Origin of the sequence: Kribbella sp. CA-253562 (genome assembly GCF_050942265.1) — a bacterium.
Lineage (GTDB): Bacteria > Actinomycetota > Actinomycetes > Propionibacteriales > Kribbellaceae > Kribbella.
This window is the reverse complement of record NZ_CP192049.1, coordinates 213,929-237,670: the sequence shown is the minus strand read 5'-3', so window position 1 is coordinate 237,670 and position 23,742 is coordinate 213,929. Positions and strand designations below refer to the sequence as shown.

Sequence of the window (23,742 nt, the reverse complement as noted above, 5' to 3'; positions counted from 1 at the left end):
CACGGAGCGAGCGAGCCGACGAGGCCCCGCGAGCAGGCGCCGGATGCGGCACCATGGAGGCATGAAGATCGCCGTGGTGCAGGCTGCCAGTTCCGACGACAAGGCTGCCAACCGGGACGCCGTGGTCCGGCTGGTCGCGGAGGCCGCCGCCGCGGGTCCCGATCTGGTCGTGCTGCCCGAGGCGATGATGGCCGACTTCGCGGTGGAGGGCGGCTCGGTGGGCCCGCTCGCGGAGGCCCTGGACGGCGAGTTCGTCAGTACGCTGCGCAAGTGCGCGCTCGAGCACAGTACGGCGATCGTGGCCGGGATGTTCGAGCGCAGCTGCGACGAGCGCCGGCCGTACAACACCTTGCTGGCGGTCGGCGCGGACGGCGAACTGCTCGGCGCCTACCGCAAGATCCACTTGTACGACGCCTTCGGGTACCGGGAGTCCGACCAGCTGACGCCGGGGGACGTCGCGCCGGTGGTGGTGCGGATCGGCGACATCAAGTTCGGGCTGATGACGTGTTACGACCTGCGGTTCCCGGAGCTGTCGCGGGCGCTGGTCGACGCCGGTGCGGACGTGCTGGTCGTACCGGCTGCGTGGGTGCGCGGGCCGTTGAAGGAGCACCACTGGGCGACGCTGCTGACCGCGCGCGCGATCGAGAACACCTGCTACGTCGTTTCGGCGGCGCAGAACGGGCGGAAGTACTGCGGGCTCAGCCAGGTGATCGACCCGCAGGGTGTCGCGGTCGCGGCGGTCGGTGAGGCGGACGGATTCGCGACGGCGGAGATCTCGGCCGAGCGGCTGACGGAGGTGCGCAAGCGGAACCCGTCGCTGGCGAATCGGCGATTCACGGTGACGCCGCGCTGATGGCCTCGCCGTTCGACGCGATCGTGCTGGCGGGTGGGGCGTCGCGACGCTTCGGCGGCGTGGACAAGGCGATGCTCGTGCTGGAAGGCGTTTCGTTGCTCGATCGGGTGCTAGAGGCAACTATCTCAGCGAGGTCGGCCGTAGTGGTCGGGCCGCGGCGTGCGACCAACCGCGCGGTGAGCTGGACGCACGAGGATCCACCGGCGGGCGGTCCGGTGGCGGGAATCGCGGCCGGACTGGCCTTCGGTACGGCGCCCGTCGTGGTGCTGGTGTCGTGCGATCTCCCCTGGCTGACGACGGCCGACGTGACAAGCCTGGTCGACGGCATCGGCAAGTACGACGGCTACGGCCTCCGCGATCTTGAGGGCCGAGAGCAACCACTCGCGGCGGCGTACCGGCGGGAGGCGTTGACGGCGGCGACACAAGCGGTCGGCGATCCCAGGGACCAGCCGCTCCGCAGGACCCTGGCCGGATTGACCATGCACTGGAGCGAGCCGACCCAGGCCGGCCGGGATGTCGACTCGTGGGCCGATCTCGACGATCCCGTCCCCGGCGAATAAACCAGTCGCTCGACAGCCGGCCGGCACCTACCGTGACCCGATGGATCATGACGTGGCGGGAATGGTGCGCAAGGCCATGCCGGATTGGACGATCGCGGAGATTCTCCCCCGATCGGGTGGCCAATTGGCGACCGTCTTCGAGGTACGAAGCGCCGACGGCGACGCGGTGATCGTCAAGGTCTACGACCCGGAATGGGCCTGGAAGCAGGCCAAGGAGGTCTACGTCTACGGGCTGCTGGAGCCGTCACTGAAAAATCTGGTGCCGACGGTGATCCATGCCGAGCCCGCGGGTGAGACGCACGCGTTCACCGTGTTGTCGAAGGTCGACGGCGTGCCGTTGTCGGAGGTGACGCCGCCGGACTACCGGCCGATCTACGAGCAGGCCGGGGCGTTGCTCGCCAAGATCCACCGGATCCCGCAGCCGGCGTACGGGTATCTCACCGATCAGGTGCTCGAGCCGCTGCCGTCGAACGACCTGTACCTGCGGCGGCAGTTCGCGAAGAAGCTCGACGAGTTCCAGGAACTGGGCGGCGATCCCGCACTGCACGCGCGGATCACCCGGTACGTCGCCGAGCATCCCTTCCCGGCCGACGCGGCTCCGGTCCTCTGCCACAACGACTTCCACGAAGGCAACCTGCTGGTCGACCCGGAAACCTGGCGGCTCACCGGGATCATCGACGTCGAGAACGCGATCGCCGCCGACCCGCTGATCGATCTCGCGAAGGCGCAGTACTACTCGATCAAGGACGACAGCTCCAAGCTCGAAGGCCTGCTCGCCGGGTACGGCGAACTGCCGGCCGGGTGGCAGCAACGCACCACCGTCTACCGCCTCTACCACGCGCTCGAACTATGGGACTGGTTCAAGCTGATAGGCGTCACCGATCCCCTGGAGTCGATCGCCGGCGACCTGGCGGACATCCTCGGGACGGCCGGAGCCGACCCAGTACGGTGAGTCCCATGCGAGCTGTCGTGTGTGAAGGTGCCGGTGGCGTCGAGGTTCTGACGATCGGCCAGATCGAAGATCCGACACCGAACGTCGACGAGGTGGTCATCGACGTCGTCGCGGCCGGAGTGAACCGCGCCGATCTGCTGCAGCGCCAGGGGCATTACCCGCCGCCGCCCGGCGCGCCCGGCACGATCGGGCTCGAGGTCTCCGGCCGCATCGCCGCGGTCGGTTCCGAGGTCGAGGGCTGGTCGGTCGGCGACGAATGCTGCGCCTTGCTGGCCGGCGGTGGGTACGCCGAGAAGGTCGTCGTCCCCGCGCCGCAGGTGATGCCGGTGCCCGACGGCATCGACCTGATCAGCGCCGCCGCCCTGCCCGAGGTGGTCGCGACGGTCTGGTCCAACGTGTTCATGACGGCTCACCTCAAGGACGGCGAGACGCTGCTGGTGCACGGCGGCGCGTCCGGGATCGGCACGATGGCGATCCAGCTCGCCGTCGCGCACGGCGCGCGGGTGCTGTGCACGGTCGGCAGCGCGGACAAGATGGAGTTCTGCACCCGGCTCGGCGCGGACGTCGCGATCAACTACAAGGAAGCCGAGTGGGCGTCGGTGGTGCGGGAGGCGACCGGCAAGGCCGGAGCCGACGTGATCCTCGACATCATCGGCGCGAAATACCTGACCGACAACGTGAAGTCGCTCGCCGTCGACGGCCGGATCGTCGTGATCGGCATGCAGGGCGGAGTGAAGGGCGAGCTGGACCTGGGCCGTCTGATGGCCAAGCGCGGCACGATCACCGCGACCGGTCTGCGCAGCCGCTCGGTCAAGGACAAGGGCCGGATCCTGGCCGAGGTGGTCGGGCACGTCTGGCCGCTGGTCGAGGCGAAGAAGGTCCGCCCGATCGTGCACGCGACGTACCCGCTGGAGGAGGTCGCGAAGGCGCACGAGGCGCTCGAGCAGTCCACCCAGAGCGGCAAGATCCTGCTCACCCTCTGACCCGTCACCCTTCCCGCAGCGTCCGAAGAACCGAGTGCTGTTGCCTCGGGTTCTTCGGACGCTGCGGTACGACGGGGTGGCTCACGTCGGAGTGTTGGCGGCGAGCCACTCCGGGTCGGGCGCGACCAGCTGGATGACGTCCAGCCAGGTGCCCTCGGGATCGCGGACGAAGAAGTGCCGCTGGCCCCACGGCTCGGTGACCACCTCGGAGGCCAGCTCGACGCCGGCCTCGGTCAGCCGGGCGGCCAGCTTGTCCGCGTCGTCGACGACGAAGCCGAAGACGTTCGAGCTCTCGGTGGTGGCCGAGACAGCGGCCGGGACCGAGGAGTGGCCGCGCTCGCAGATGGCCAGCTCCCAGGAGGCGTCACCCCGGCGCAGGCAGACGAACCAGCCGAGATCGACGGTGATGTCCAGGTCGAAGTGCTCCGCGTAGAAGGCGGCGACCTTCGCGGGGTGGGCGGTGACAACAGTGGCCCCGAAGGCGGCGGGTTGCATACGTTCTCCTGACTACTACTACAGACGTCGTGGTTGAGTACGACATTTGTAGTGGATGACTGCTAGGCTTGTCAACATGCCCCGGAACCCCGAACGCCGCGCCCAGCTGGCCGACGCCGGCCTCGCCGTCCTGGCCGAGGCGGGCGCCCGCGGCCTGACCCACCGCGCCGTCGACGCCGCCGCCGGACTTCCCGCCGGTACGGCGTCCAACTACTTCCGCACCCGTGACGCCCTGCTCGGCGCACTCGGCGAGCGGATCTTCGAGCGCCTCGCTCCCAGCGAGGATCGACTGCAGCCCCTGGCCGCGCGCGAGCCGTCGGTCGAGCTCGTCGCCGACTACGTGCGCTACATCGTCGAGCGACTGCTCGATCAACCCCAGCTCCCATTGGCCCTGTTCGAGCTGCGCCTGGAAGCCGCGCGCCGGCCGGAGCTGCACGAGATTCTCACCCGCACACTGCGGCAGGGTTTCGACGCCGACGTCTCGTTCCACGTGAACGCAGGCCTGCCCGGCGGCGCGGAGGAGGTCCGCCTGCTGCACTTCGCGATCGACGGCCTGATCCTCGACCGCCTCACGCCGGGCATCGGCCATCCGTACGACGTCGACGCCGCGGTCGCCCAGCTGGTCCGCAGACTCGTGCGTGAAAATTAGTCTCCACTTATATATACTGTCGGGCATGGACTTCACCGGCGGACTGAACATCGCGATGAAACTGCCCAAGGCCGAGTTCGACCGGACCGTCGCGTTCTACCGCGACGTGCTCGGCTTCGAGGTCACCGACGAGTCCGGCCCGCACGTGGTCGACGCCGTTGCGCGCTGCGCGTCGCTCAGATTCGGCCCGGTCACGCTCTGGCTGGACCAGGTCGGCAACTACGCCCGCGCCGACCTCTGGCTCGAGCTCTTCACCCCCGACGTCGCCGCCGCGATGCGGCATCTGGCCGACCACGGGATCCACCCGCAGGACGAGCTGGAGCCACTGCCCGACGGCATCGACGGGCACTGGATCACCAACCCGGCCGGAATCACCCACCTGGTGCGCAGCGCCGATTGACCCCACATGTCGTTGCCAAGGGCTACCGTCAGGGTGTGACTGGGGAACGACGGCGCGGAGCCCACGTACTGGACGCGGTGCTCGACGTGATCGCGGAGCGCGGCCTGGAAGCCGCGACGATGCGGACCGTCGCGGCGGCGGCCGGGGTCTCGCTCGCGCAGGTGCAGTACTACTTCCGCAGCAAGGACGAGCTGGTCGCGTCGGCGTTCCGGCACGTCAGCGAGCGGTTCGACGAGAAGCTGGCAACGGTCGATCTGTCCGGCCGGCCGCGCGAGGTCCTGCGCGACGCACTCCAGCTCTGGCTGCCGCTGGACGACGAACGCGCCCGGGACGCCAGGGTCTGGCTGGCCTTCAGCGCCGCGTCGGTCACCTCACCGGCCCTCGCGGCGATCGCCGCGGCGACCGATGCCGAGCTGCGGATCGCCTTCGCGCGACTGCTCGACGCCGCGATCGCGGATGGCGACCTGGCCGAGGTGACCGACACCGAGACCGAGGCAGCCCTGCTGCTCGCCGTACTGGACGGGCTGGTGATTCAGGGGCTCACCGCGCCGGCCGAGCAGCGGGCGCCGTTCCTGAGGCAGTCCCTGGATGCCCATCTGGGCAGGCTTTTCGCCTGAAAGGTTGCCCTAGACATCTACTGTCTTGACGTCCCACCGGCCGCACAGGCAGCGGCGGTAGACGACGAAGCCGTCGCTGACGCGGTGGGCCGACGCCACCTGCCAGCGGTGCCGGTGGACTTCTGCTCTCGTGGTCATGGCTTCATCGTGATGTAATGGCATTATGCATCTCAACCCTTACGGTGCCGACGCCGTGCTGCTGGCGGTGAACCTGGCGACGAACCCGCCCTCCACACCGGAGGAGCTGGCCGTGCGCTGCGAGGAGAACAAGGTCGACAGCAGCCACGTCCGCGACGGTCAGGTCACCGAGGCGGACCTCGCCGCCGTCCGGGTCGCACTGGACGAATGGCTCGCCGTGGTCGACGCGACCGACGAGCAGAAGCGGGTCGACCTGGTGAACGAGATGCTCGCCAAGTACACCGAGCACCCGCGCCTGACCAATCACGCCGGCACCGGCTGGCACATGCACTACCGTCCCGAAGAGGTTCCGGTCGGCCGACTGGTCGCGACCCTGATCAGCACCGGTACGGCGCTGCACCTGGCCGGCCGGGGCATCTCCCGGCTCGGTCGCTGCGCCACCGAGGGCTGCGGCAACGTGTACGCCGACCTGTCCCGCGGCGGCCGTCAGCGGTACTGCAGCCCGGCCTGCTCCAACCGCGACGCCGTCCGGAGGCATCGCGCCCGGACCGCCTGACGGACCCGGCCGGCCGCTCCCTGGAGAACCGCGCCCACCGGCCTTCTAGGATGGGAAGATGAGCGAGGAGAGCAGCAACGAGGGCCAGGGAGTCCCGATGGCGGGGGCGCGGACCGAGGACGGCAAGATCCTGATCGTCGGCCCGGACGGGATGGCCGTCGAAGGACCGCCGCGCGACGAGAACGACGAGCCGAACGACGAACCACGCTCGGTGACCGAGCTGGTCGAACAGCCGGCCAAGGTGATGCGGGTCGGCAACATGATTCGCCAGCTGCTCGAAGAGGTGAAGGCGGCCCCGCTCGACGAGGCGTCCCGGCAGCGACTGAAGGCGATCCACGCGGCCTCGATCAAGGAGCTGGAGAGCGGCCTGGCGCCGGAGCTGGTCGAGGAGCTCGAGCGGCTGAGCCTCGACTTCACCGACGAGAGCACGCCGACCGAGGCCGAGCTGCGGATCGCGCAGGCTCAGCTGGTCGGGTGGCTGGAGGGCCTGTTCCACGGCATCCAGACGGCGTTGTTCGCCCAGCAGATGGCGGCTCGCCAGCAGCTCGAGCAGATGCGCCGCGCGCTGCCGGGCGGCCAGCAGCTGCCCGAGGGCGGCCAGTTCCCCGGTGCGCCGCAGGCCAACGGCAAGACCGACGGCCCGGGCAGCGGCGGGATGTACCTGTAGCAGCTAAAGGTCGAACAACTCCTCGAGGACGGTGGCGACACCGTCCTCGTCGTTGGCCGGGCAGACGTGGTCGACGACCGCGAGCACCTCGGGGTGCGCGTTGGCCACGCCGTACGACGTACCGGCCCAGGCGAGCATCGGCAGGTCGTTGAGCGAGTCGCCGAAGCTGATCGTCTCGGCGGCCGAAATGCCTTGTTCGGCGGCGAAATCGGCCAGCATCGCGGCCTTCGACACCCCGCTCGCGGCGATCTCCACCAAGCCCGTTCCGCCGCTGTGGCTGGCGGCCACCCGCTCCCCCACGATCGGCGTGATCCGGGCCAGCAACTCGTCGGAGTGCAGACTCCGGTGCCGGACCAGGAGTTTCGCGGCCGGCTCGGCGAGCAACTCGTCGAGCGCGGCGATCAACGTGTCGTCCGGCCGGGGCCAGCGGTTCAGGTAGTGCGGTTCCTGTCCGTAGCGGTCCGGTCGCTCGATCGCGAACTCGACCTCCGGCACCGCGTCCCGGATCGCCTGCGCCACCTCGAGCGCGACAGCCGGCGCGATCAATCTGGTCCGAATCGCCTTGCGCTGTACGACATCGTACAAAATGGCGCCGTTGGCAACGATCGCGACACCGTGCGCGCCGACCAGGTCGGACAGGTCGTGCAGCCAGCGCGGCGGCCGGGCGGTGACCATCACGAAGACGGCGCCGGCCTCCTGGATCGCGAGCACGGCCTGCTGGGTGCGCGGGGAGATGGTGGAGTCACTACGGACCAGCGTGCCGTCCAGATCGGTGGCCACCAGGCGGGGTGTTCTGCGGTCTGACACCCGCCTACCGTAACGGTTCACGAAAACGCCCCTTTACCCTCTCGCCGACTCATCGCGCAACCACCTGGAGACCGTTTTCCGGGCAATCTGGTTAACCATTGAACAACGTCACCAGACCGTTACGGCAGGATGCTGCAAAGGCAGCAAGTTCCCCTGCGCCGCAGGGTTTGCGCATGATTTCATGCGGTGGCTGGCGGGGAACCAGGGGCGGTTCGCACGCGTCGTACGCCTTGTTCCGGATCATCGGATCCGGACCGACCCACGCCGGAAGAACGTCGAAGAACTGGTGCGGAATTGGGTGCAACCAAAACCGGATCGGTGGCGTCAACAGTTATGGATCGGTGCGCCGTAGCGCCGGACAAACAGGGGTGGGTCGGCAACGAGTGTCGGTCCGTCAGCTAGTGGGCTCGGATGTTCGATCGGGATTCACCGCTCGTTCACACGGGTCCTGGAACTTGGGGAGCCACGATGACTGTCAACACCGCCAACCCACCGGGGACCCGGTCCGCCCGTGCGGCTGTCGACACATCTTCCATCATGGAAGGGGCCATGACCGGCTGCATCGCACGAACGGATATTTTCCAGCACCGCCTGCTGGAGGAGCCGCCGCCCGCGTCGGCGACCCGCCGGACCAGGGAGCGCTACGACCAGCTGGTCCGGGAAGCCAAAGTGGTGTGCGCTTCCTGCCCACTGTTCACCGACTGCCTGTACAGCGCGGTGGCCGAGCACGACGTCAGCGGCTTCGTCGCCGGAACCACCGCGGCACAACGGCGTTCGATGCGTAACCTGCTCGACGTCGAGGTCCAGCCCGACGACTTCGACCAGCTCGCCGGGGCCCGCGGGACCCGCCGGCCGGTCAGCCACGAAGAGGTCCTGCGCCTGCGGACCCAGTACCCCAACGACAGCCTGGAGTCGCTGGCCATGCGCCTGGGATGCTCGCTGTCGACCGTGAAACGCCACCTGCGCAGGGCCCGGCGCGGTCAGAGCCCGGCCACCAAGGCGCCGCGCCCCCGCCCGGAGGTCGACGCCGTCCTGGACGCGTTCGACGCCGTGGTGGACCGGCCCGGCCCGGCACCGCGCACCGGAACCACCCGCGTCGCCTGACCCGATTTTCGGCCCGCCAGCGGACTGTCGGTCATCGCAAAGGCCCGGAACCCTGTCACTGCAGGGATTCCGGGCCTTTTGGTTGCCGCAGTTAACTATTTCGGCCGGCCGCAAGGGCTCGACGGGCTCAGAACCACCGGTTGAGAATGGCGGCCACGCCGTCGTCCTGGACCGACTTGGTCACCTCGTCGGCCGCGGCCTTCACCTCGTCCGGCGCCGCGCCCATCGCGACGCCGAGACCGGCGTAGGTCAGCATCTCGATGTCGTTGCGGCCGTCGCCGACCGCGAGCAGGCCGGCCGGGTCGACGCCGAGCTGGGTCAGCGCTACCTTCAGCCCGGTGCTCTTGTCGACGCCCTCGGGCGCGATGTCCAGCCACGCGGTCCAGCCGACGAAGTAGCTGACCCCGTGCAGGCCGAGGCGTTCGGCCAGCTCGACGAAGTCGGCCTCCGAGGCGTCGGGGTCGCGGATGATCAACCGGGTCACCGGCTCCGGCGCCAGCTCGGCGTCGGACACCACCCGGATGGCGTCGCCGCCCAGATCGCCGTCCGGGAACGGCTCGGTCACCCGGTAGCCGCCGTCGTGCTCCTCGACCGCCATCCGGGCGTTCGGCGCGTGCTCGCGCACCGAGGCGATCACCGTCGCGGGATCGAACGTGCGCTCGTCGACGACCTCGCCGTCCGGATAGCTCACCGTCCGCGCACCGTTGCTCACGACAACAAATCCGCGCTGCAGGCCGAGCACCTCGGCGACCGGCACGGTGGACATCCACGACCGGCCGGTGGCCAGGATCACCGGCACCTGCGCCGCCGCCCGGGCGACGGCGTCGACCACCGCTTCGGAGATCCGTTCGTCGTGGTCGACCAGCGTGCCGTCGATGTCGAGGGCGACGGCCTGCGGCCGCCAGCCGTCGGTCGTCATCCGCGAACCGGTTCGATGACCTCGCGGCCGCCGACGTACGGGCGCAGCGCCGCCGGGACCCGGACCGAGCCGTCGGGCAGCTGGTGCGTCTCCAGGATCGCGACGATCCACCGGGTGGTGGCCAGCGTGCCGTTCAGCGTCGCGACGTGACGGGTCTTGCCGTCGGCGTCGCGGTGCCGGATGTTCAGCCGGCGGGCCTGGTAGTCGGTCGTGTTGGACGTCGAGGTGAGCTCGCGGTAGGCGCCCTGGGTCGGCACCCACGCCTCGCAGTCGAACTTCCGGTACGCCGAAGCGCCCAGGTCGCCGGTCGCGGTGTCGATCACCCGGTAGGCCAGCTCCATCTTGTCGAGCATCTCCTTCTCCCAGCCCAGCAGCCGCTGGTGCTCGGCCTCGGCGTCCTCGAGGCTGCAGTAGGAGAACATCTCGACCTTGTCGAACTGGTGGACGCGGATGATCCCGCGGGTGTCCTTCCCGTACGAGCCGGCCTCGCGGCGGTAGCAGGACGACCACCCGGCGTACCGCATCGGGCCGTTGGACAGGTCGACGATCTCGTCCATGTGGTAGCCGGCCAGCGACACCTCCGACGTGCCGACCAGGTAGAGCTCGGGCTCCTCCAGGCGGTAGACGTCGTCGTGGGCGTTCAGGTAGCCGGTGCCGTCCATCACCTCGGGCTTGACCAGCGTCGGCGTGATCATCGGGGTGAAGCCGTACTCCACCGCCTGGTTGATCGCGAGCTGCAGCATGCCGAGCTGGAGCTGGGCCCCGACGCCCTTGAGGAAGTAGAACCGGGCGCCGGACACCTTCGCGCCGCGCTCCATGTCGATCGCGCCGAGCAGCTCACCGAGCTCCAGGTGGTCGCGCGGATCGAAGCCCTCCGCGGCGAAGTCGCGCGGCTTGCCGATCTCCTCGACCACCACGTAGTCGTCCTCGCCGCCGACCGGGGCCTGGTCGGAGACCAGGTTCGGCAGGGCGCGGGACAGCTGGTCGAAGCGGCGCTCGGCCTCGTTCGCCGTCGCCTCCAGGGCCTTCACCTCGGCGGCCAGCGCCTTGGTCCGCTCCAGCAGCGCGGTCCGCTCGTCGCCCTTGGCCTGCGCGACCTGCTTGCCGAGCCCCTTCTGCTCGGCCCGCAGCGCCTCGAAGGCGGCGATCGACGATCGGCGCTCCCCGTCGGCCACCAGGATCTCGTCGACCCGGGCCGGACTCTCGCCGCGCTTGGTCAGGGCCGCACGGACGACATCGGGGTTCTCACGGAGCACTTTGGCATCGATCACACGGACAGGTTAATGCCCTTTGTCCGGGGACAGGTGTGCAGCTCCGGTGTCCAGGCGGGTGCATCGCAAGGCGGAGGAGGGGAGCGATGCGGAGCATCGTGACCCGACGACAACGCGGCGAGGTGCCCGCCTGGGCGCCGGAGATGTGCGCCTGGTCCCGGACACAGGGCATTTTGCCGGGTGTGTCGGGGGCGCGGAATTTTATTCGGGATGATGAGCTTGCACCAGCCGGACGGTCGGTCGATTACGGAGGGGGTCACGGGCGGGCGATGAACCACCATCCACCCAGTCACCTCGGCCGTGCGCTCACGGTCGTGCTGGGTGCGGTGCCGTTCCTCGTGATCACGCTGCTGGTCTTCGGAGACTGGCCTCCGCTGCGCCGCTGGGACGAGTCGGTGGCGGCCCGCGCCGCGGCGTACGGCGCCACGCGGCCCAACTGGGTGGACCTGTGGCAGGTGATCGGCGCGGTGATCCTGCCCTGGGGCTGCCGGGCGCTCGTCCTCGGCGTCGCGATCTACCTGTGGCACCGCCGGGCCCGCCTGCTGACGGTCTGGCTGATCGTCTCCGCGGGCGCCGAGCTGGGCCTGGTCCAGGCGGTCAAGCACATCTTCGACCGGTCCCGGCCGCTCGAGCGGCTGGTCGAGAACGACAGCTGGTCGTACGTGTCCGGGCACGCGACGGCCGCCTTCGTGATGGCGGGAGCACTCGGCGTGGTGCTGCCGTCGGTGCGCGGCTGGCGGCGCCGGTTCCGGTTCCTCGTCCTGCTGCCGACGATCGCGGTCGTCCTGCTCGCCTCGGCGGACCGGATCTTCCTGAACGTGCACTACGTGTCCGACGTGCTCGGCGGGTGGGCGCTCGGCCTGGCCATCCTGACCGCGACGTCGATCGGCTTCGGCCTGCGCCCTGGACTGCGCCGGCGCCGCCGTCGTACCAGTACGGCGGACGACCCCGCCCTGCCGCCGCCACGGGCCGCCGTGATCGTGAACCCGATCAAGGTCGGCGACGGCGTCGCGTTTCGGCGCAAGGTGAACCGCGCGCTCGCGGTCCGCGGCTTCGACGACCCGCTGTGGCTCGAGACCCGCGAGGACGACGCCGGCAACGCGATGGCCAAGCGCGCGATCGAGAACGAGTCCGACCTGGTGCTGGTGGCCGGCGGCGACGGCACGGTCCGGGTGGTCACCGCCGCGCTCGCCTACACCGCGGTCCCGGTCGGGGTGATCCCGGCCGGCACCGGCAACCTGCTGGCCCGCAACCTGCACATCCCGCTCGACCTGGACGACGCGCTGGAGCGGATCCTGGACGGCCGGGAGCGCCGGATCGACCTGGTCAAGGTGCACGGTGACGGGCTCGACACCGACCGGTTCGCGGTGATGGCCGGGCTCGGCCTGGACGCCGCGATCATCACCGGGGCGCCGCCGATCCTGAAGGCGCAGCTGGGCTGGACGGCGTACCTGGTGTCGGCGGCGAAGAACATCAACCACCCGTCGGTGAAGGTCCGGATCGCGCTGGACGACGAGGAGCCGATCGAGCGCCGGGTCCGGACCGTGGTGATCGGCAACGTCGGGATGCTGCAGGCGAACATCCCGCTGCTGCCCGACGCGCGGCCCGACGACGGCTTGATCGACGTGGTGGTGATCGCGCCGCGCCGGGTGACCCAGTGGCCGGTGTTGTTCTGGCGGGTGATGACCCGGACCAAGCGGACCGACATGTACCTGGAGCGCTTCACCGGGCGGAAGGTGGAGATCACCGCCGCGGTCGACGTGCAGCGGCAGCTCGACGGCGACGGGATCGGGCCGGGCCGCTCACTGTCCGCCGAGGTCGAGCCGGGAGCGCTCGTCGTCCGGGTGCCGAAGCGGCGCTGATGCGCGCCGGCTGGGTCAGGCCTGCGGCTCGGGCGTCTCCGGCGCGGCCTGCTTGCGCAGCGTCTCGAGGGCTTCCTCTTCCTCCGGCGACAGCTTGACCTCGCTCTCGAACGCCTTGACCTCCTTGGCGTAGGAGCGGGCGTCGTTGCGGCTGTTGATCGAGGTCAGCACGACGCCGTCGCCGTTGTCGTCCAGCAGTGCCACCGACCACGACATCCGGCCGCCCATGTCGCCGAAGGCGTCGTACCGGACGACGGCCAGGTGCTGCAGGTTCTGCCGCAGCTGGGTGCGGGCGTCCTGCAGTTCCTGGCCCAGCCGGCGCAACTCCGCCCCGACCGTGCCCGGCTTGGGCTCCGGCAGCGGCGGCGGCTCCGGCGGTGGTGGCGTCAGCGGCGCCGCGTCCTTGCTCTGCCCGCGCAACGCCTGGACGGCGAAGACGAGGGCGAGCACCGCCACGAAGAGTGCGGCGATCGCGAAGACACCGGCTAACGTCGAGGACACGCCCGCAGCCTAACGGTTGAGTGGTTTGTCAGCCGCTCTCCGTGTCCGCGTGGCTCACCGGTCGGCCTCGAATCGGCGGAACCCGGTGGGGCGACGTAGATTCGCAGCGTGACTCATCAGCCTGATCCCGGACCTCTGCCCGGCGTGCACGATCTCGGTTACGCCCGGCTCGACACCGATCGACTGGAGCGCACCGGCGACGCCGAGGTGGTGTACGGCGCGGGCAAGACGCCGGCCCAGATCGTCGAGCTGCTCCGTACCCTGCACGCCACCCATGCCGGCCGCGCCGCGCTCGCGACCCGTCTGTCGCCGGAAGCCCAGGAGCTCGTCAGCTCCGAGCTGCCCGACGCGGTCGTCGACCCGGTCGGCCGGACCGCGATGCTCGGCACACTGCCGCCCGCGAGCGGCACCGTCGCCGTCGTCTCCGCCGGTACGTCGGACGCGCCGGTCGCCGCCGAGGCCGCCACGACGGCCCGGGTGTTCGGCGCCGGGGTCGACCTGATCACCGATGTCGGCGTGGCCGGCCTGCACCGGATCCTCGGGGTCCGCGAGCGGCTCGCGAACGCCGACTGCCTGATCGTGGTCGCTGGGATGGAAGGCGCGCTGCCGAGCGTGGTCGGCGGCCTGACCGGCGTACCGCTGGTCGCCGTACCGACGTCGGTGGGCTACGGGGCCTCGTTCGGTGGGGTCGCGGCGCTGCTCGGCATGCTCAACTCGTGTGCGCCGGGGGTGACGGTGGTGAACATCGACAACGGATTCGGCGCCGGGGTGTTCGCGGCCCGGGTCGCGCGGCGCGCGGCACCGGCGGAGGTGAAGACCCCGTGAGAGTCGCCTGGATCGACTGCTCGGCCGGCGCGTCCGGCGACATGCTGCTCGGCGCGTTCCTGGACGCCGGGGCGGACCTGGCGATGGTGAACGCGGCGGTGGCGGCGGTCGACCGGTCGCTGTCGGTGCGGGTGGAGTCGGCGCTGAGGCATCAGATCGCGGCCACCAAGGCGTCGGTTTTCGTCAACGAGCAGCCGCATCCGGAGAACGACCCGAACGCGGCGTACGCGGAGGTCGGCTGGGCAGGGGACGCGCCGCCCGGTGAGGCGGCCGAGATCGCCGACGCGGCGCTGGGTCAGGCGGCCGGCGCAGCCGGGTCGGCCCAGAGCGTGGGGGCGCCCGCCTCCTCCTCCCTCCCCACCGCCGCGAGCGGCGAGGACGAGGGTCACGGGCATGGGCATGGACATGGGCATGGGCACGGCGACGCCGGGCATGACGGCACCGGGCACGGACACGGGCATGAGGCCGGGTCGGGTGGTCCCACGCGGAGCTGGGCCGAGGTCCGGCGGGTGATCGAGAGCGCCGGGCTGGACGCTGCCGTCCGCGATCGGGCGCTCGACACCTTCGCGCGGCTGGCGCGGGCCGAGGCCGCGGCGCACGGGGTCGAGCCGGACGCCGTGCACTTCCACGAGGTCGGCGCGCTGGACGCGATCGCCGACATCGTCGGGGTCGCGGCTGCTTCGGTGTCGCTCGAGCTGGACCGGATCGTGGTGTCGACGATCGCGCTGGGCGGTGGGCGGCAGGTCCGCGGCCAGCACGGCGGGATCCCGATCCCCGGTCCGGCGGTGCTGCACCTGTTGCGGGAGGCGGAGGCGCCGGTGGTCGGCGGCACGGCGCCGTACGAGATGACCACGCCGACGGGCGCCGCGCTGCTGGCGACGCTGGCCGACGAGTTCGGGCTGATGCCGCCGGTGCGGATCCTGCAGACCGGGGTCGGGGCCGGCGGGCGCGACCCGATCGAAGTGCCGAACATCGTCCGCGTGGTGATCGGCGAGTCGATCGCCCAGCCCGCGACCGAGCTGGTCTACGAGACCAACGTCGACGACCTCGACCCGCGGATCTGGCCGCAGGTGCTCGCGCGCCTGCTGCAGGCCGGGGCGGCGGACGCCTGGCTGACCCCGATCCTGATGAAAAAGGGCCGTCCGGCGCACACGCTGTCCGTGCTGGTCAGCAGCCCGAACGCCGAGGTGGTCCGGTCGGTGATCCTGACCGAGACGTCCGCGATCGGGCTGCGCGAGTTCCCGATCCGCAAGCACGCCGCGGACCGGGAGTTCGCCAGCGTCGAGGTCAGCGGACAGCGGATCCACGTGAAGATCGCCCGGTACGGCGGTCAGGTGGTCAACGTGCAACCCGAGTACGAGGATGTCGTCACCGCGGCCACCGCACTCGACAAGCCGGTCAAGTCGGTGCTGGCCCAGGCCATCGCCGCCGGCCACGACCTCTGGGGCTGATCCGTCCGTGCGGGCCATTTGGTGGGTCAACCCATCAAATGGCCCGTTGGCCCACCCGATTTCCGTTGGCCAACGGGTCAACTGCTGGGTTGACCCACGAAATGCGCCCAGGCGGATGCGCCCAGGCGAACGCGGCTCCGAGCTGGACCGTGAACGTCGTAGGGGTGCGCTGGCCGAACTCGCCGGCGATGCCGAACTACGGTGACCATAGCGTCGGGGAAACACCCAGTCTTGGGGGGTGCTCAGCGGCCGGAGTACGGCGGGGCGAAGAAGACCAGCAGGGCCAGGTCCTCGGTGACGTCGGCGAAGTGGTGGGGCTCCCCGGCCGCCACGAACAGCACGTCGCCGGGGCCGACCGGCTCCTTGCCGTCCGGCGTCACGATCGCGGCCCGGCCGGCCGTCACCAGGTAGATCTCGTCCTCGCGGTGCGGCGCCTGGTCGTCGACGCCGCCGGCCGGGATCGAGTACGTGCCGACCGACAGCGACTCGGTCCGCAGGTGCTCGGCGAAATGGTTCGGCTCCGCGGTCTGATACTGCCCCGCCCCCACAAGCTTCTGCATCCGGCCGAGACTAGGCCTTCTGCGCGGCTTTCGTCTTGCGCTTCGGCCAGTCGTACGGCCACCACTGGGCGCCTCCGCGCCGGGCCCAGACGATCAGCGCGATCAGGACCGCGAGCTCGACCGCCGGGGTGACGGTGTCGCGCAGCCGGGTGCTGAACCACTCCAGCGAGTCCGACAGCGAGGCCGCGACCTGCCGCGCGTTGGGGTCGCGGCCGGGCACGTAGGCGATCGCGAGCATCGTCGTCCGGATCACCATCAGCTTGTCGAACTTCGACGCCGCGACGGCGGCCAGCGCCGTCCAAGCGATCAGGTCGTACCAGGGCAGCGTGTACATCGCGGTCAGCAGCCAGGCGACCGCGTAGATCGCGGTGTAGCGGATCGCGGCCGGGGTCGGATCGTCCGGGTGGGTCTGCGGGACCAGCGACTTCGGGAACACCTGCGACAGCAGGATCGCGACGATCACCAGCCCGACCCAGGCGAGGATCCCGATCACGGTCCGGACCAGCGCGCCGGGCAGGAACAGGTCGAACAGGCTGAAGATCACCTTGTGCGGCGTACCGGTGGAGATGAACGACGTCTGGGACCGGGCCTGCTGGAACGCCTGCAGGCCGACCACCGCGTACAGGCCGGCCATCGAGAGGCCGCCGCCGAGGCAGAACATCAGCGCGCGCCGCCGGTCCGCCCGCAGCGACCAGAGCATCGCGACGCCGACCAGGCCGATCGAGAGCTTGGTGCAGCCGGCGACGCCGAGCATGATGCCGGCCGCGAACACGTGCCGGCGGAACAGCACCAGCGCGACCACCGCGAACATCACCGCGATCGCGTCGTTGTGCGCACCGGCCAGCACGGTCCACAGCAGCAGCGGGTTGGCCAGCGCGAGCATCGCGATCCGGCGGCGGTTCACCAGATCGGGCCCGACCAGCTTGAGCAGTAGCAGGCCGGAGACGACCAGGCTGACCGCGACCGTCAGCTGCAGCATCCAGACGGTCAACTGCATCGAGTCGCCGCCGACCCAGGAGGAGAACCACTGGATCCAGGTCGCGATCGGGCCGTAGACGCTGCGCGCGCCCTGCCACGGCCGCTCGGTCGCGGCGATCACCGGGTCGTAGCCGAGCCGGATCGTGTCGGCCGGCGCGGTCGTGTACGGGTTGCCGCCGAGCGACATGATCCGTCCGTACGCCGCGTAGATCAGGACGTCGCCCGATGCCATCGGCGGGACCAGCGTGATCGCCGCCGTCGTACCGATGCCTAGGGCAACCAATCGCTGGACGCGGGGAGCCCAGCCGTGCTTGAGGGCCCGGGTCGCCAGATAGACGCCGTAGCCACCGAGCAGGATCGCGACGTAGATCATCACCGTCACCAGCCAGTCGTTCGGCTTGGTGTCGAACCAGTACGACGGGAGCCAGGCGTGGCGGTTGGTCAGCGTGAGCACGACGACCGAGGGGCCGAGCAGGCCGACGGCGACGATCAGGGCGGTGGAGATCAGGTACAGGCCGACGGCGCGACGCCCGTCGCGGTTCGCGCGGGCAATGTGCTGGTCGGTACCCGGAACACCTTCGCCGGAGCTCGTGTCGGCTTCGCCGGCGCCCGGGGTGGGCTCGTCGGCGCTCGTGGTGAGGTCGTCGGTGCTCGGGGTGGGGCGGTCGGTGCTCATCGGGCCGGCTTCCGCGCGGGCAGCGCGCTGCGAGCGGCCAGCGCCCGGCGGACGTGCAGGAACTGGCGGCCGCGGTGCAACTGGCCGCGCAGATCGGTCCCCGTGGCCCGGTGCCGGACGTCGATCGGCACCTCGACGATACGGAAACCCTTGCGTCCCAGATCGATACTCAGGGCGGTCTCCACGCCGAATCCGCTCGCCAGCGGCAGCGCGGCGTCGAAGGCCGCACGGGTCAGGCAGCGCTGACCGGACAACGGCTGCTCCGGCGTCCACCCGGTCGCCTGCGCGATCCCGTCCCGCGCCAGCCGGACGACGAAGCCGCGCCCGCCGGCCTTGCTGCCGTCCGAGCGGATCTGCGCCGGCAACGTCCCGATCGTCATGTCGGCTTTCCCGTCCTGCACCGGCGCGATCAGCGGCTCGGCGCCGGTCGCCGTGTCGGTCAGGTCGGCGTCCAGGAACAGCAGGTGCCGCGCGCGGGCCCCGTCGCGCCGCGCGACCTCCGCGGCGCCGGTCTCCATCGCCGCGGCCTTGCCCCGGTTGCGCTCGTGCCGGACGACCACCGCACCGGCCCGCTCGGCCTCCGCCGCGGTGGCGTCGGTGGACCCGTCGTCGACCACGACGACCAGGTCGACGCCGACGATCTTGCGGACGGCGTCCACGGTGGCCGCGATCCGCGCGGACTCGTCCTTCGCCGGAATCACGCAGGCGACACCACGCTGCTGCTCGACCGACGGCTGATCATTCCCGGACACAGCACCGCAGCCTAATTGCTCCTGAGCCGATCGCCGTCCTCCGCACCCACCGGCTGTGGACATCTCGTTCTTTCGAAGGATCGGCTCCGGTTGGCGTTCGACCAAAGATTGTCGGACAATCAGACAGATTCATTCTTCGGTACGGCGGGCACCGGGCTGCCGTAGCGTGGACGGCACCGGGAACTGCGACGAGAGGGACAGGCATGACTGAGACGTATGGCGTCGACAGCGAGGTCGGCCCGCTGCGCACGGTGATGCTGCACCGGCCCGGCAACGAGCTCCGCCGGCTGACCCCGCGCAACAACGACAAGCTGCTCTTCGACGGCATCCCCTGGGTCGGCCGCGCGCAGGACGAGCACGACGCGTTCGCCCAGGCTCTGCGGGACCGCGACGTCGAGGTGCTGTACCTGGGCCGGCTGCTGACCGAGGCGCTCGCCGATCCCGAGGCCCGGGCCACCGCGGTCTCCGGCGCGATCGAGGACCTGCGGCTGGGCGACACCCTGCGCGACTACCTGCGCGCCGCGCTGACCGCGCTCGATCCCGAACAGCTCGCCGAGGCCCTGATGGCCGGCGTCCGCAACGACGAGGTCCGGGCCGGCGGACTGGTCACCTCGTTGCTGGCCGACGAGGACTTCCTGATCGACCCTCTGCCGAACCTGTTGTTCACCCGCGACTCCAGCGTCTGGATCCGGGACTCGGTCGCGGTCACCTCGCTCGCGATGCCCGCGCGGGTCCGCGAGACCCAGCTGACCGAGCTGATCTACCGCTTCCACCCGCGCTTCGCCGGCGCCGGCAAGGTGTACGACCACCAGCTCGAGCACGTCGAGGGTGGCGACGTGCTGGCGCTCGGCCCCGGCGTACTGGCGGTCGGGGTCGGGGAACGGACCACGCCGGCCGGGGTGGAGCGGCTCGCGCGCCGGGTGTTCGCCAAGGACCTCGCGCACACCGTGCTCGCCGTACCGATCGCGCAGCAGCGCGCCACCATGCACCTGGACACGGTCTGCACGATGGTCGACGTCGACGCCGTTTTGATGTATCCGAACATGGCCGAGGAGATGCGGGCGCTCGCGGTCACCGCCGACGGCGAGCACCTGCACGTGGCCGAGCCCGAGCCGTTCCTGGTCGCGGCGGCGAAGGCGCTCGGGATCGACACCCTGCGCCGGATCGACACCGGGCTGGACCCGGTCACCGCCGAGCGCGAGCAGTGGGACGACGGCAACAACACTCTCGCGCTCGCGCCCCGGGTCTGCATCGCGTACGAACGGACCGTCGAGACCAACGCCCGGCTGGAGGAGTCCGGGATCGAGGTGATCCGGATCTCCGGCTCCGAGCTGGGCTCCGGCCGGGGCGGCCCGCGCTGCATGTCCTGCCCGGTGCTGCGTGACCCGATCGCTGGTTGAAGGCGCAAGTAAGGTCAGCGACACGCGGAGTGAAATCGGGGGTTGTCGAGGGGCCCGGTTGTGAGTACTCTTCATGCCTAGGCCCAGGCCCTGTTGCTCCCCCGTCAGCAGGACTTGGGCCGTCCACGTTCGTGAGGCGATATCCACCCTCACGAGGTTGTACGACGAAGGGCCCGCACCTCACCGGTGCGGGCCCTTCGCTTGTTCGGTGCGTCAGCGGATGGTGAGCTGGCGGCTGGCCAGTCCGGCCTTGGCCGCGCGCTCCTCGGTGCTGAGCGGGGTGGTGGTCTTCAGCGCCTTGTCGAGCGCGGTCTGGAAGTCCGCGGCGGGCTTCTCCAGGTCCGCGGCCTCGGTGTCGGCCGGCAGCTCCCACACCGGCGCGAGCACACCGAGCGCGCGGAACGAACCGATCAGCCGGCTGCCGTCGACCAGCGCCGACGAACCCGCCGCGTGCAGCCGGGCCAGCGCGTTCAGCAGGTCGTCCTCGCTGTGCGGCATCACCCAGCGCAGGTACCGGCGGTCGCCGATCTGCGTCCAGTACGCCGCCTCGACGGACTCCAGCCGGACGGTCGGGGCGGCGGCCTGGTTCGCCCGCTCGAGTCCCGCGGCGACCTCGCCGGTCGGGTCCTCGACGTTCTCGCCGACCCAGAAGTCGAAGCCCTCGTGCACCTTGGCGACGATCGGCTGCGTGGTGTCGATCAGGTCCTGCAGGCGCGGGCCGTCCTTGAGCAGGTCGCCGAGCTGGATCGGGTTGCCCGGCTCGGTCGCCAGCGCCGCGGTGATCGCGTGCGCGACGTCGCGGCTCGGGTCACCGGTCGAGGCGTGCGTCTGCAGACCGATCCAGATCGACTCGTCGTCGCGGACCAGGCCCGGCATCGCCATCGGCAGCAGGGTGACCAGGGTGACCTTCTTGCCCTGGTGCTCACCGGCCAGCGTCACCTCCGCCGTACCGGCCGGGACGATCTCGCGGAAGGCGATCAGGTCGCACTCGGCCGGCAGGCCCTCGAACGGCCGGACCACGAACGCGTCGGCGGCCTGTGCCCGGTCCTTGCCGTGGCACTGCTTGAACCGCTTGCCCGAACCGCACGGGCAGGGTTCCCGCGGGCCGACGTCGACCAGGTCGGCCGGGTCGAGTTCGACGGTAGTCGTGTTCTTGGCGCGGTTGCGCGACTTCTTTCCCATGGCCGCAGTCTTGCAGGATCTGCCCGCTCGGGGTTAGTCCGAGCGGATCAGAGCGGGACGACGGCGTGCACGGTGCGCTGCTTCTCGGCGGTGCGCACACCCCAGTCGGAGGTGAGCACGTCGACGATCGCCAGGCCGCGGCCGCCGATCGACTCGGGGTGCGCCTCGGTGACCCGCTGCGGCTCGGTCTCGCCGCAGCCGTCGGTGACCTCCAGGTGCACGCCGGCCTTGTCGATCCACCAGGCCGCGCGGACGTCGCCGGTCGGCAAGGCGGGCGCGTACCGGATCGCGTTGGAGAGCAGCTCGGACAGCACCAGTTGGGCGTCGTCGCAGGTGCCCCCGGCGACCCGGGCCCGCGTCAGGTACTCCTGAAGGCGCCGGCGCGCAGCCGCTACCGCGGACACTTCGTGCGGTAGGACGACGTCGACGACGCTCACGTCGGCGGGCAAGGTCGCAGAGGACAAGCAGGGTCTCCTCGGTCTCAGCACAGCACTAGCACATCTGCCCATGATCACGACCTTGAAAACACCGGAGAGAGTTCTGTTACACAGTCACGGACAAGATCACAGTCGTTGTGGGGAAACCGTGACAAAAGCGACAGAATTGAACATCGGAATCACGCAGCGCATTCACTTGATCACACCATCGCGGAACAAACTCCGGAGATTTGTTCAGCGCCGCCGAGTCAGCCGGCGGCGGGTCCGGGGCGACTGCGCCGGCGGCTGGTCCGGATGCTCGGCCAGCGTGGCCATCGCGAGCTCCGGGCGGTCGCTGATGATCGCGTCGACGCCGAGCGCGTGGCAGTGCCGGACGTCCTCGGCGGTGTTCACCGTCCAGACGTGCACCTGGTGACCGTGCTTGTGCGCGCGGTCCACGTACTCCGGGTGCGCCAGGACCAGTTCCAGGCTCGGACCGGTGTAGGAGACGCCGGTCGGCAGCGAGCCGTCGCGGAACCGCAGCGGGATCCGGTCCATCAGCAGGACCGTCCGTACGCCGGGGGCCATCGCCCGCATCCGGCGCAGTGACAGCCAGGAGAACGACATCACCCGGGCCGGCGACTCGCTGCCCACCTTCGGGTGCGCCCAGCCGTACCGGTCCAGCGCCTCGATCAGCCGCCGCTCCACCAGCCCGGCGTACCGGGTGGGGTGCTTGGTCTCGATCGCCAGCTCGATCGGCCGGCCGGCGTCACGGACGGTCGCCAGCAGCGTGTCGAGGGTGAGCACCTTGGTCAGGTCCGGACTCGGCAGCTCGGCCTCGTCGTCGAGATCGGCCCAGGGGTTCTTCCACGAGCCCCAGTCGAACCCGTCGAGCTCCTCCAGGCTCATCGTGGAGAGCACACCGCGACCGTTCGAGGTCCGGTCGATCCGGCGGTCGTGCACACAGACCAGATGACCGTCGGAGGTGAGCCGTACGTCGCACTCGAGCCCGTCGGCCCCCGCCGTGACCGCACGCTGGTACGCCGCCAGCGTGTGCTCGGGGCTGACCTCACTCGCGCCGCGATGAGCAACAACGCTCGGGCGTTTCGCCATGACACAACTCTGGCACGCCCGCCGCCGAACCCGTCACCCAGCCACGCCGCCCCGCGGGAAATCGGTTGCCGCCTTTCGGAATACCGGAGACTGACCCGGTGGACGAATTGATGCGCGCCGTCGTACTGACCGGGCCGGTGGCCGCCGGGGAATTGCGGGTCAGCCGCGTGCCGGTTCCGAAGCCCTCGCCGGGATGGGTCCGGATCAAGGTCGAGGCGTTCGGGCTGAACCGCTCCGAGTACCACTTGCGGGCCGGGCTCGCGACCGGCGCGGTGTTCCCGATCGTCCCCGGCATCGAGGCGACCGGGACGGTCGACCTCGCCCCCGGAGGCGAGTTCGCGGCCGGCACCCAGGTCGTCGCGATGATGGGCGGCATGGGCCGCGCGTACGACGGCGGCTACGCCGAATACACGGTCGTGCCCGCGACCTCGGTCATCCCGGTGACAACCGACCTGGACTGGGCCACGCTCGGAGCGCTGCCCGAGATGCTCCAGACCGCGCACGGCTCACTCCACACCGGCCTCGCGATCCAGCCCGGCCAGTCCCTGCTGGTCCGCGGCGGTACGTCGTCCGTCGGCCTCGCGGCCGCCGTCCTCGCCAAGGAACACGGCCTCACGGTGCTGTCCACCACCCGCACTCCGGCTCGGCTTGATGTCCTCCACGACCTGGGCGTCGATCACCCGTTGGTGGACGAGGGCGTCGACGCAGCCCTGGAACTCGTCGGCACCAACGTGCTGCCCGACACCCTGCGCGCCACCCGCGTCCACGGCACGGTCTGCTTCACCGGCATGCTCAGCGACACCTGGACGATCCCCGACTTCTATCCGATCGGCTATCTCCCGAACGGCGTCCGCCTGACCGCGTACGGCGGCGAAAGCTCCGACCTGCCGGCCGAAACCTTCCAGCACTACGTCGACCTGGTCGCGACCGGTCGCCTGCCGATCCGCATCGACCGCGTCTTCGCCCTCGACGAGATCGCGGAGGCCCACCAGGTGATGGAAACCGGCGGAGCCGTCGGCAAGCTGGTCGTCCGGATCGACTGACCTGACCGGCTC

General features: G+C 70.4%; 27 protein-coding genes. 15 read left to right on the top strand and 12 right to left on the bottom strand.

Translation table 11 applies throughout. The features are described 5' to 3' along the window. Positions 1 to 61 precede the first annotated feature (61 nt). The 4 genes from ACQPXM_RS01175 to ACQPXM_RS01160 are packed head-to-tail and all read left to right on the top strand — an operon-like array spanning position 62 to position 3,348. Positions 62 to 853, top strand: coding sequence for a carbon-nitrogen hydrolase family protein (locus ACQPXM_RS01175; RefSeq protein WP_432943816.1), 792 nt, complete (start codon positions 62 to 64; stop codon positions 851 to 853). After that, positions 853 to 1,413: a molybdenum cofactor guanylyltransferase gene (gene mobA / locus ACQPXM_RS01170; RefSeq protein ID WP_432943814.1), complete on the top strand. Its 561-nt coding sequence runs from the start codon at positions 853 to 855 to the stop codon at positions 1,411 to 1,413. Before ACQPXM_RS01175 ends, mobA begins: the two co-directional genes overlap by 1 nt. A 40-nt stretch (positions 1,414 to 1,453) precedes the next feature. After that, positions 1,454 to 2,365: a phosphotransferase family protein gene (locus tag ACQPXM_RS01165; protein WP_432943812.1), complete on the top strand. Its 912-nt coding sequence runs from the start codon at positions 1,454 to 1,456 to the stop codon at positions 2,363 to 2,365. A gap of 5 nt (positions 2,366 to 2,370) precedes the next feature. Continuing rightward, the gene (locus tag ACQPXM_RS01160) at positions 2,371 to 3,348 is read left to right on the top strand and encodes an NAD(P)H-quinone oxidoreductase (RefSeq protein WP_432943810.1); all 978 of its coding nucleotides are present in this window, start codon (positions 2,371 to 2,373) and stop codon (positions 3,346 to 3,348) included. An 81-nt stretch (positions 3,349 to 3,429) separates the two neighbouring features. On the opposite strand, the gene ACQPXM_RS01155 is transcribed toward ACQPXM_RS01160, so the two are convergent. Then, on the bottom strand, positions 3,430 to 3,843 hold the full coding sequence (locus tag ACQPXM_RS01155) for a VOC family protein (protein ID WP_432943808.1): 414 nt from the start codon (positions 3,841 to 3,843) through the stop codon (positions 3,430 to 3,432). A gap of 76 nt (positions 3,844 to 3,919) precedes the next feature. On the opposite strand from ACQPXM_RS01155, the gene ACQPXM_RS01150 reads away from it, so the two are divergent. From ACQPXM_RS01150 to ACQPXM_RS01140, 3 genes are read left to right on the top strand one after another with little or no spacing between them, the layout of a single operon-like run. Then, positions 3,920 to 4,492, top strand: a complete 573-nt coding sequence (locus ACQPXM_RS01150) for a TetR/AcrR family transcriptional regulator (protein ID WP_432943806.1) — start codon at positions 3,920 to 3,922, stop codon at positions 4,490 to 4,492. A 25-nt stretch (positions 4,493 to 4,517) separates the two neighbouring features. Then, entirely contained in the window at positions 4,518 to 4,892 is a 375-nt protein-coding gene (locus ACQPXM_RS01145; protein ID WP_432943804.1) for a VOC family protein, read from the top strand. Between the two features lie 35 nt (positions 4,893 to 4,927). Then, entirely contained in the window at positions 4,928 to 5,509 is a 582-nt protein-coding gene (locus ACQPXM_RS01140) for a TetR/AcrR family transcriptional regulator (RefSeq protein WP_432943802.1), read from the top strand. A 9-nt stretch (positions 5,510 to 5,518) separates the two neighbouring features. On the opposite strand, the gene ACQPXM_RS01135 is transcribed toward ACQPXM_RS01140, so the two are convergent. Beyond that, positions 5,519 to 5,647, bottom strand: coding sequence for a hypothetical protein (locus ACQPXM_RS01135; protein ID WP_432943800.1), 129 nt, complete (start codon positions 5,645 to 5,647; stop codon positions 5,519 to 5,521). Between the two features lie 25 nt (positions 5,648 to 5,672). Here ACQPXM_RS01135 and ACQPXM_RS01130 point away from each other — a divergent pair, with 25 nt between their 5' ends. Further along, positions 5,673 to 6,203, top strand: coding sequence for a CGNR zinc finger domain-containing protein (locus ACQPXM_RS01130; protein ID WP_432943798.1), 531 nt, complete (start codon positions 5,673 to 5,675; stop codon positions 6,201 to 6,203). A 58-nt stretch (positions 6,204 to 6,261) separates the two neighbouring features. Continuing rightward, positions 6,262 to 6,870: a bacterial proteasome activator family protein gene (locus tag ACQPXM_RS01125; protein ID WP_432943796.1), complete on the top strand. Its 609-nt coding sequence runs from the start codon at positions 6,262 to 6,264 to the stop codon at positions 6,868 to 6,870. A gap of 3 nt (positions 6,871 to 6,873) precedes the next feature. Here ACQPXM_RS01125 and ACQPXM_RS01120 read toward each other — a convergent pair whose 3' ends face one another. After that, positions 6,874 to 7,677 (bottom strand): HAD family hydrolase, encoded by an 804-nt coding sequence (locus tag ACQPXM_RS01120; RefSeq protein ID WP_432943794.1) that lies wholly within the window; start codon positions 7,675 to 7,677, stop codon positions 6,874 to 6,876. 549 nt (positions 7,678 to 8,226) lie between these two features. On the opposite strand from ACQPXM_RS01120, the gene ACQPXM_RS01115 reads away from it, so the two are divergent. After that, positions 8,227 to 8,781: a WhiB family transcriptional regulator gene (locus ACQPXM_RS01115; RefSeq protein WP_432943792.1), complete on the top strand. Its 555-nt coding sequence runs from the start codon at positions 8,227 to 8,229 to the stop codon at positions 8,779 to 8,781. A 127-nt stretch (positions 8,782 to 8,908) separates the two neighbouring features. Here ACQPXM_RS01115 and ACQPXM_RS01110 read toward each other — a convergent pair whose 3' ends face one another. Further along, complete coding sequence (locus tag ACQPXM_RS01110; protein ID WP_432943790.1) at positions 8,909 to 9,700, bottom strand: HAD family hydrolase; 792 nt, start codon at positions 9,698 to 9,700, stop codon at positions 8,909 to 8,911. Beyond that, on the bottom strand, positions 9,697 to 10,971 hold the full coding sequence (gene serS, locus ACQPXM_RS01105) for a serine--tRNA ligase (protein ID WP_432943788.1): 1,275 nt from the start codon (positions 10,969 to 10,971) through the stop codon (positions 9,697 to 9,699). Before serS ends, ACQPXM_RS01110 begins: the two co-directional genes overlap by 4 nt. Positions 10,972 to 11,240: 269 nt before the next feature. On the opposite strand from serS, the gene ACQPXM_RS01100 reads away from it, so the two are divergent. After that, complete coding sequence (locus tag ACQPXM_RS01100; protein ID WP_432943786.1) at positions 11,241 to 12,833, top strand: diacylglycerol kinase family protein; 1,593 nt, start codon at positions 11,241 to 11,243, stop codon at positions 12,831 to 12,833. Between the two features lie 15 nt (positions 12,834 to 12,848). Here the strand turns inward: ACQPXM_RS01100 and ACQPXM_RS01095 are convergent, their stop codons facing one another. Further along, a complete protein-coding gene (locus tag ACQPXM_RS01095) occupies positions 12,849 to 13,334 on the bottom strand; it encodes a DUF4446 family protein (RefSeq protein WP_432943784.1) in 486 nt (161 codons plus the stop codon). 108 nt (positions 13,335 to 13,442) lie between these two features. Here ACQPXM_RS01095 and larB point away from each other — a divergent pair, with 108 nt between their 5' ends. Both larB and larC read left to right on the top strand, forming a co-directional pair. After that, entirely contained in the window at positions 13,443 to 14,159 is a 717-nt protein-coding gene (gene larB, locus ACQPXM_RS01090) for a nickel pincer cofactor biosynthesis protein LarB (RefSeq protein ID WP_432943782.1), read from the top strand. After that, complete coding sequence (gene larC, locus ACQPXM_RS01085) at positions 14,156 to 15,610, top strand: nickel pincer cofactor biosynthesis protein LarC (RefSeq protein WP_432943780.1); 1,455 nt, start codon at positions 14,156 to 14,158, stop codon at positions 15,608 to 15,610. The genes larB and larC overlap by 4 nt, the downstream gene beginning before the upstream one ends. A gap of 242 nt (positions 15,611 to 15,852) precedes the next feature. Here larC and ACQPXM_RS01080 read toward each other — a convergent pair whose 3' ends face one another. The 3 genes from ACQPXM_RS01080 to ACQPXM_RS01070 are packed head-to-tail and all read right to left on the bottom strand — an operon-like array spanning position 15,853 to position 18,576. Continuing rightward, positions 15,853 to 16,170 (bottom strand): cupin domain-containing protein, encoded by a 318-nt coding sequence (locus ACQPXM_RS01080; RefSeq protein ID WP_432943778.1) that lies wholly within the window; start codon positions 16,168 to 16,170, stop codon positions 15,853 to 15,855. Between the two features lie 10 nt (positions 16,171 to 16,180). Beyond that, positions 16,181 to 17,824 (bottom strand): DUF2029 domain-containing protein, encoded by a 1,644-nt coding sequence (locus ACQPXM_RS01075; RefSeq protein WP_432943776.1) that lies wholly within the window; start codon positions 17,822 to 17,824, stop codon positions 16,181 to 16,183. After that, entirely contained in the window at positions 17,821 to 18,576 is a 756-nt protein-coding gene (locus ACQPXM_RS01070) for a glycosyltransferase family 2 protein (RefSeq protein WP_432943774.1), read from the bottom strand. The genes ACQPXM_RS01075 and ACQPXM_RS01070 overlap by 4 nt, the downstream gene beginning before the upstream one ends. 203 nt (positions 18,577 to 18,779) lie before the next feature. Between ACQPXM_RS01070 and ACQPXM_RS01065 the strand changes: the two genes are divergently transcribed. Continuing rightward, positions 18,780 to 19,976 carry an arginine deiminase gene (locus ACQPXM_RS01065; protein WP_432943772.1) on the top strand — a complete coding sequence of 399 codons (1,197 nt, stop codon included), beginning with the start codon at positions 18,780 to 18,782 and terminating at the stop codon, positions 19,974 to 19,976. 213 nt (positions 19,977 to 20,189) lie between these two features. On the opposite strand, the gene ACQPXM_RS01060 is transcribed toward ACQPXM_RS01065, so the two are convergent. The 3 genes from ACQPXM_RS01060 to ACQPXM_RS01050 form a co-directional block, all read right to left on the bottom strand. Then, positions 20,190 to 21,158: a DUF5926 family protein gene (locus ACQPXM_RS01060; protein WP_432943770.1), complete on the bottom strand. Its 969-nt coding sequence runs from the start codon at positions 21,156 to 21,158 to the stop codon at positions 20,190 to 20,192. 47 nt (positions 21,159 to 21,205) lie between these two features. Continuing rightward, entirely contained in the window at positions 21,206 to 21,622 is a 417-nt protein-coding gene (locus tag ACQPXM_RS01055) for an ATP-binding protein (RefSeq protein WP_432943768.1), read from the bottom strand. A gap of 207 nt (positions 21,623 to 21,829) precedes the next feature. After that, positions 21,830 to 22,687, bottom strand: a complete 858-nt coding sequence (locus ACQPXM_RS01050; RefSeq protein WP_432943766.1) for a glycerophosphodiester phosphodiesterase — start codon at positions 22,685 to 22,687, stop codon at positions 21,830 to 21,832. 98 nt (positions 22,688 to 22,785) lie between these two features. Here ACQPXM_RS01050 and ACQPXM_RS01045 point away from each other — a divergent pair, with 98 nt between their 5' ends. Next, a complete protein-coding gene (locus ACQPXM_RS01045) occupies positions 22,786 to 23,730 on the top strand; it encodes a zinc-binding dehydrogenase (RefSeq protein WP_432943764.1) in 945 nt (314 codons plus the stop codon). Positions 23,731 to 23,742: the final 12 nt, after the last annotated feature.

Bases quoted from the DNA above. Each gene is read 5' to 3' on its own strand.
- ACQPXM_RS01050 (WP_432943766.1), bottom strand. From the start codon at position 22,687: ATGGCGAAACGCCCGAGCGTTGTTGCTCATCGCGGCGCGAGTGAGGTC.
- ACQPXM_RS01100 (WP_432943786.1), top strand. From the start codon at position 11,241: ATGAACCACCATCCACCCAGTCACCTCGGCCGTGCGCTCACGGTCGTG.
- ACQPXM_RS01175 (WP_432943816.1), top strand. From the start codon at position 62: ATGAAGATCGCCGTGGTGCAGGCTGCCAGTTCCGACGACAAGGCTGCC.
- ACQPXM_RS01165 (WP_432943812.1), top strand. From the start codon at position 1,454: ATGGATCATGACGTGGCGGGAATGGTGCGCAAGGCCATGCCGGATTGG.
- ACQPXM_RS01125 (WP_432943796.1), top strand. From the start codon at position 6,262: ATGAGCGAGGAGAGCAGCAACGAGGGCCAGGGAGTCCCGATGGCGGGG.
- ACQPXM_RS01080 (WP_432943778.1), bottom strand. From the start codon at position 16,170: ATGCAGAAGCTTGTGGGGGCGGGGCAGTATCAGACCGCGGAGCCGAAC.
- ACQPXM_RS01060 (WP_432943770.1), bottom strand. From the start codon at position 21,158: ATGGGAAAGAAGTCGCGCAACCGCGCCAAGAACACGACTACCGTCGAA.
- ACQPXM_RS01150 (WP_432943806.1), top strand. From the start codon at position 3,920: ATGCCCCGGAACCCCGAACGCCGCGCCCAGCTGGCCGACGCCGGCCTC.
- ACQPXM_RS01145 (WP_432943804.1), top strand. From the start codon at position 4,518: ATGGACTTCACCGGCGGACTGAACATCGCGATGAAACTGCCCAAGGCC.
- ACQPXM_RS01155 (WP_432943808.1), bottom strand. From the start codon at position 3,843: ATGCAACCCGCCGCCTTCGGGGCCACTGTTGTCACCGCCCACCCCGCG.
- mobA (WP_432943814.1), top strand. From the start codon at position 853: ATGGCCTCGCCGTTCGACGCGATCGTGCTGGCGGGTGGGGCGTCGCGA.
- ACQPXM_RS01065 (WP_432943772.1), top strand. From the start codon at position 18,780: ATGACTGAGACGTATGGCGTCGACAGCGAGGTCGGCCCGCTGCGCACG.
- ACQPXM_RS01135 (WP_432943800.1), bottom strand. From the start codon at position 5,647: ATGACCACGAGAGCAGAAGTCCACCGGCACCGCTGGCAGGTGGCGTCG.
- ACQPXM_RS01115 (WP_432943792.1), top strand. From the start codon at position 8,227: ATGACCGGCTGCATCGCACGAACGGATATTTTCCAGCACCGCCTGCTG.
- ACQPXM_RS01160 (WP_432943810.1), top strand. From the start codon at position 2,371: ATGCGAGCTGTCGTGTGTGAAGGTGCCGGTGGCGTCGAGGTTCTGACG.
- ACQPXM_RS01130 (WP_432943798.1), top strand. From the start codon at position 5,673: ATGCATCTCAACCCTTACGGTGCCGACGCCGTGCTGCTGGCGGTGAAC.
- ACQPXM_RS01075 (WP_432943776.1), bottom strand. From the start codon at position 17,824: ATGAGCACCGACCGCCCCACCCCGAGCACCGACGACCTCACCACGAGC.
- ACQPXM_RS01110 (WP_432943790.1), bottom strand. From the start codon at position 9,700: ATGACGACCGACGGCTGGCGGCCGCAGGCCGTCGCCCTCGACATCGAC.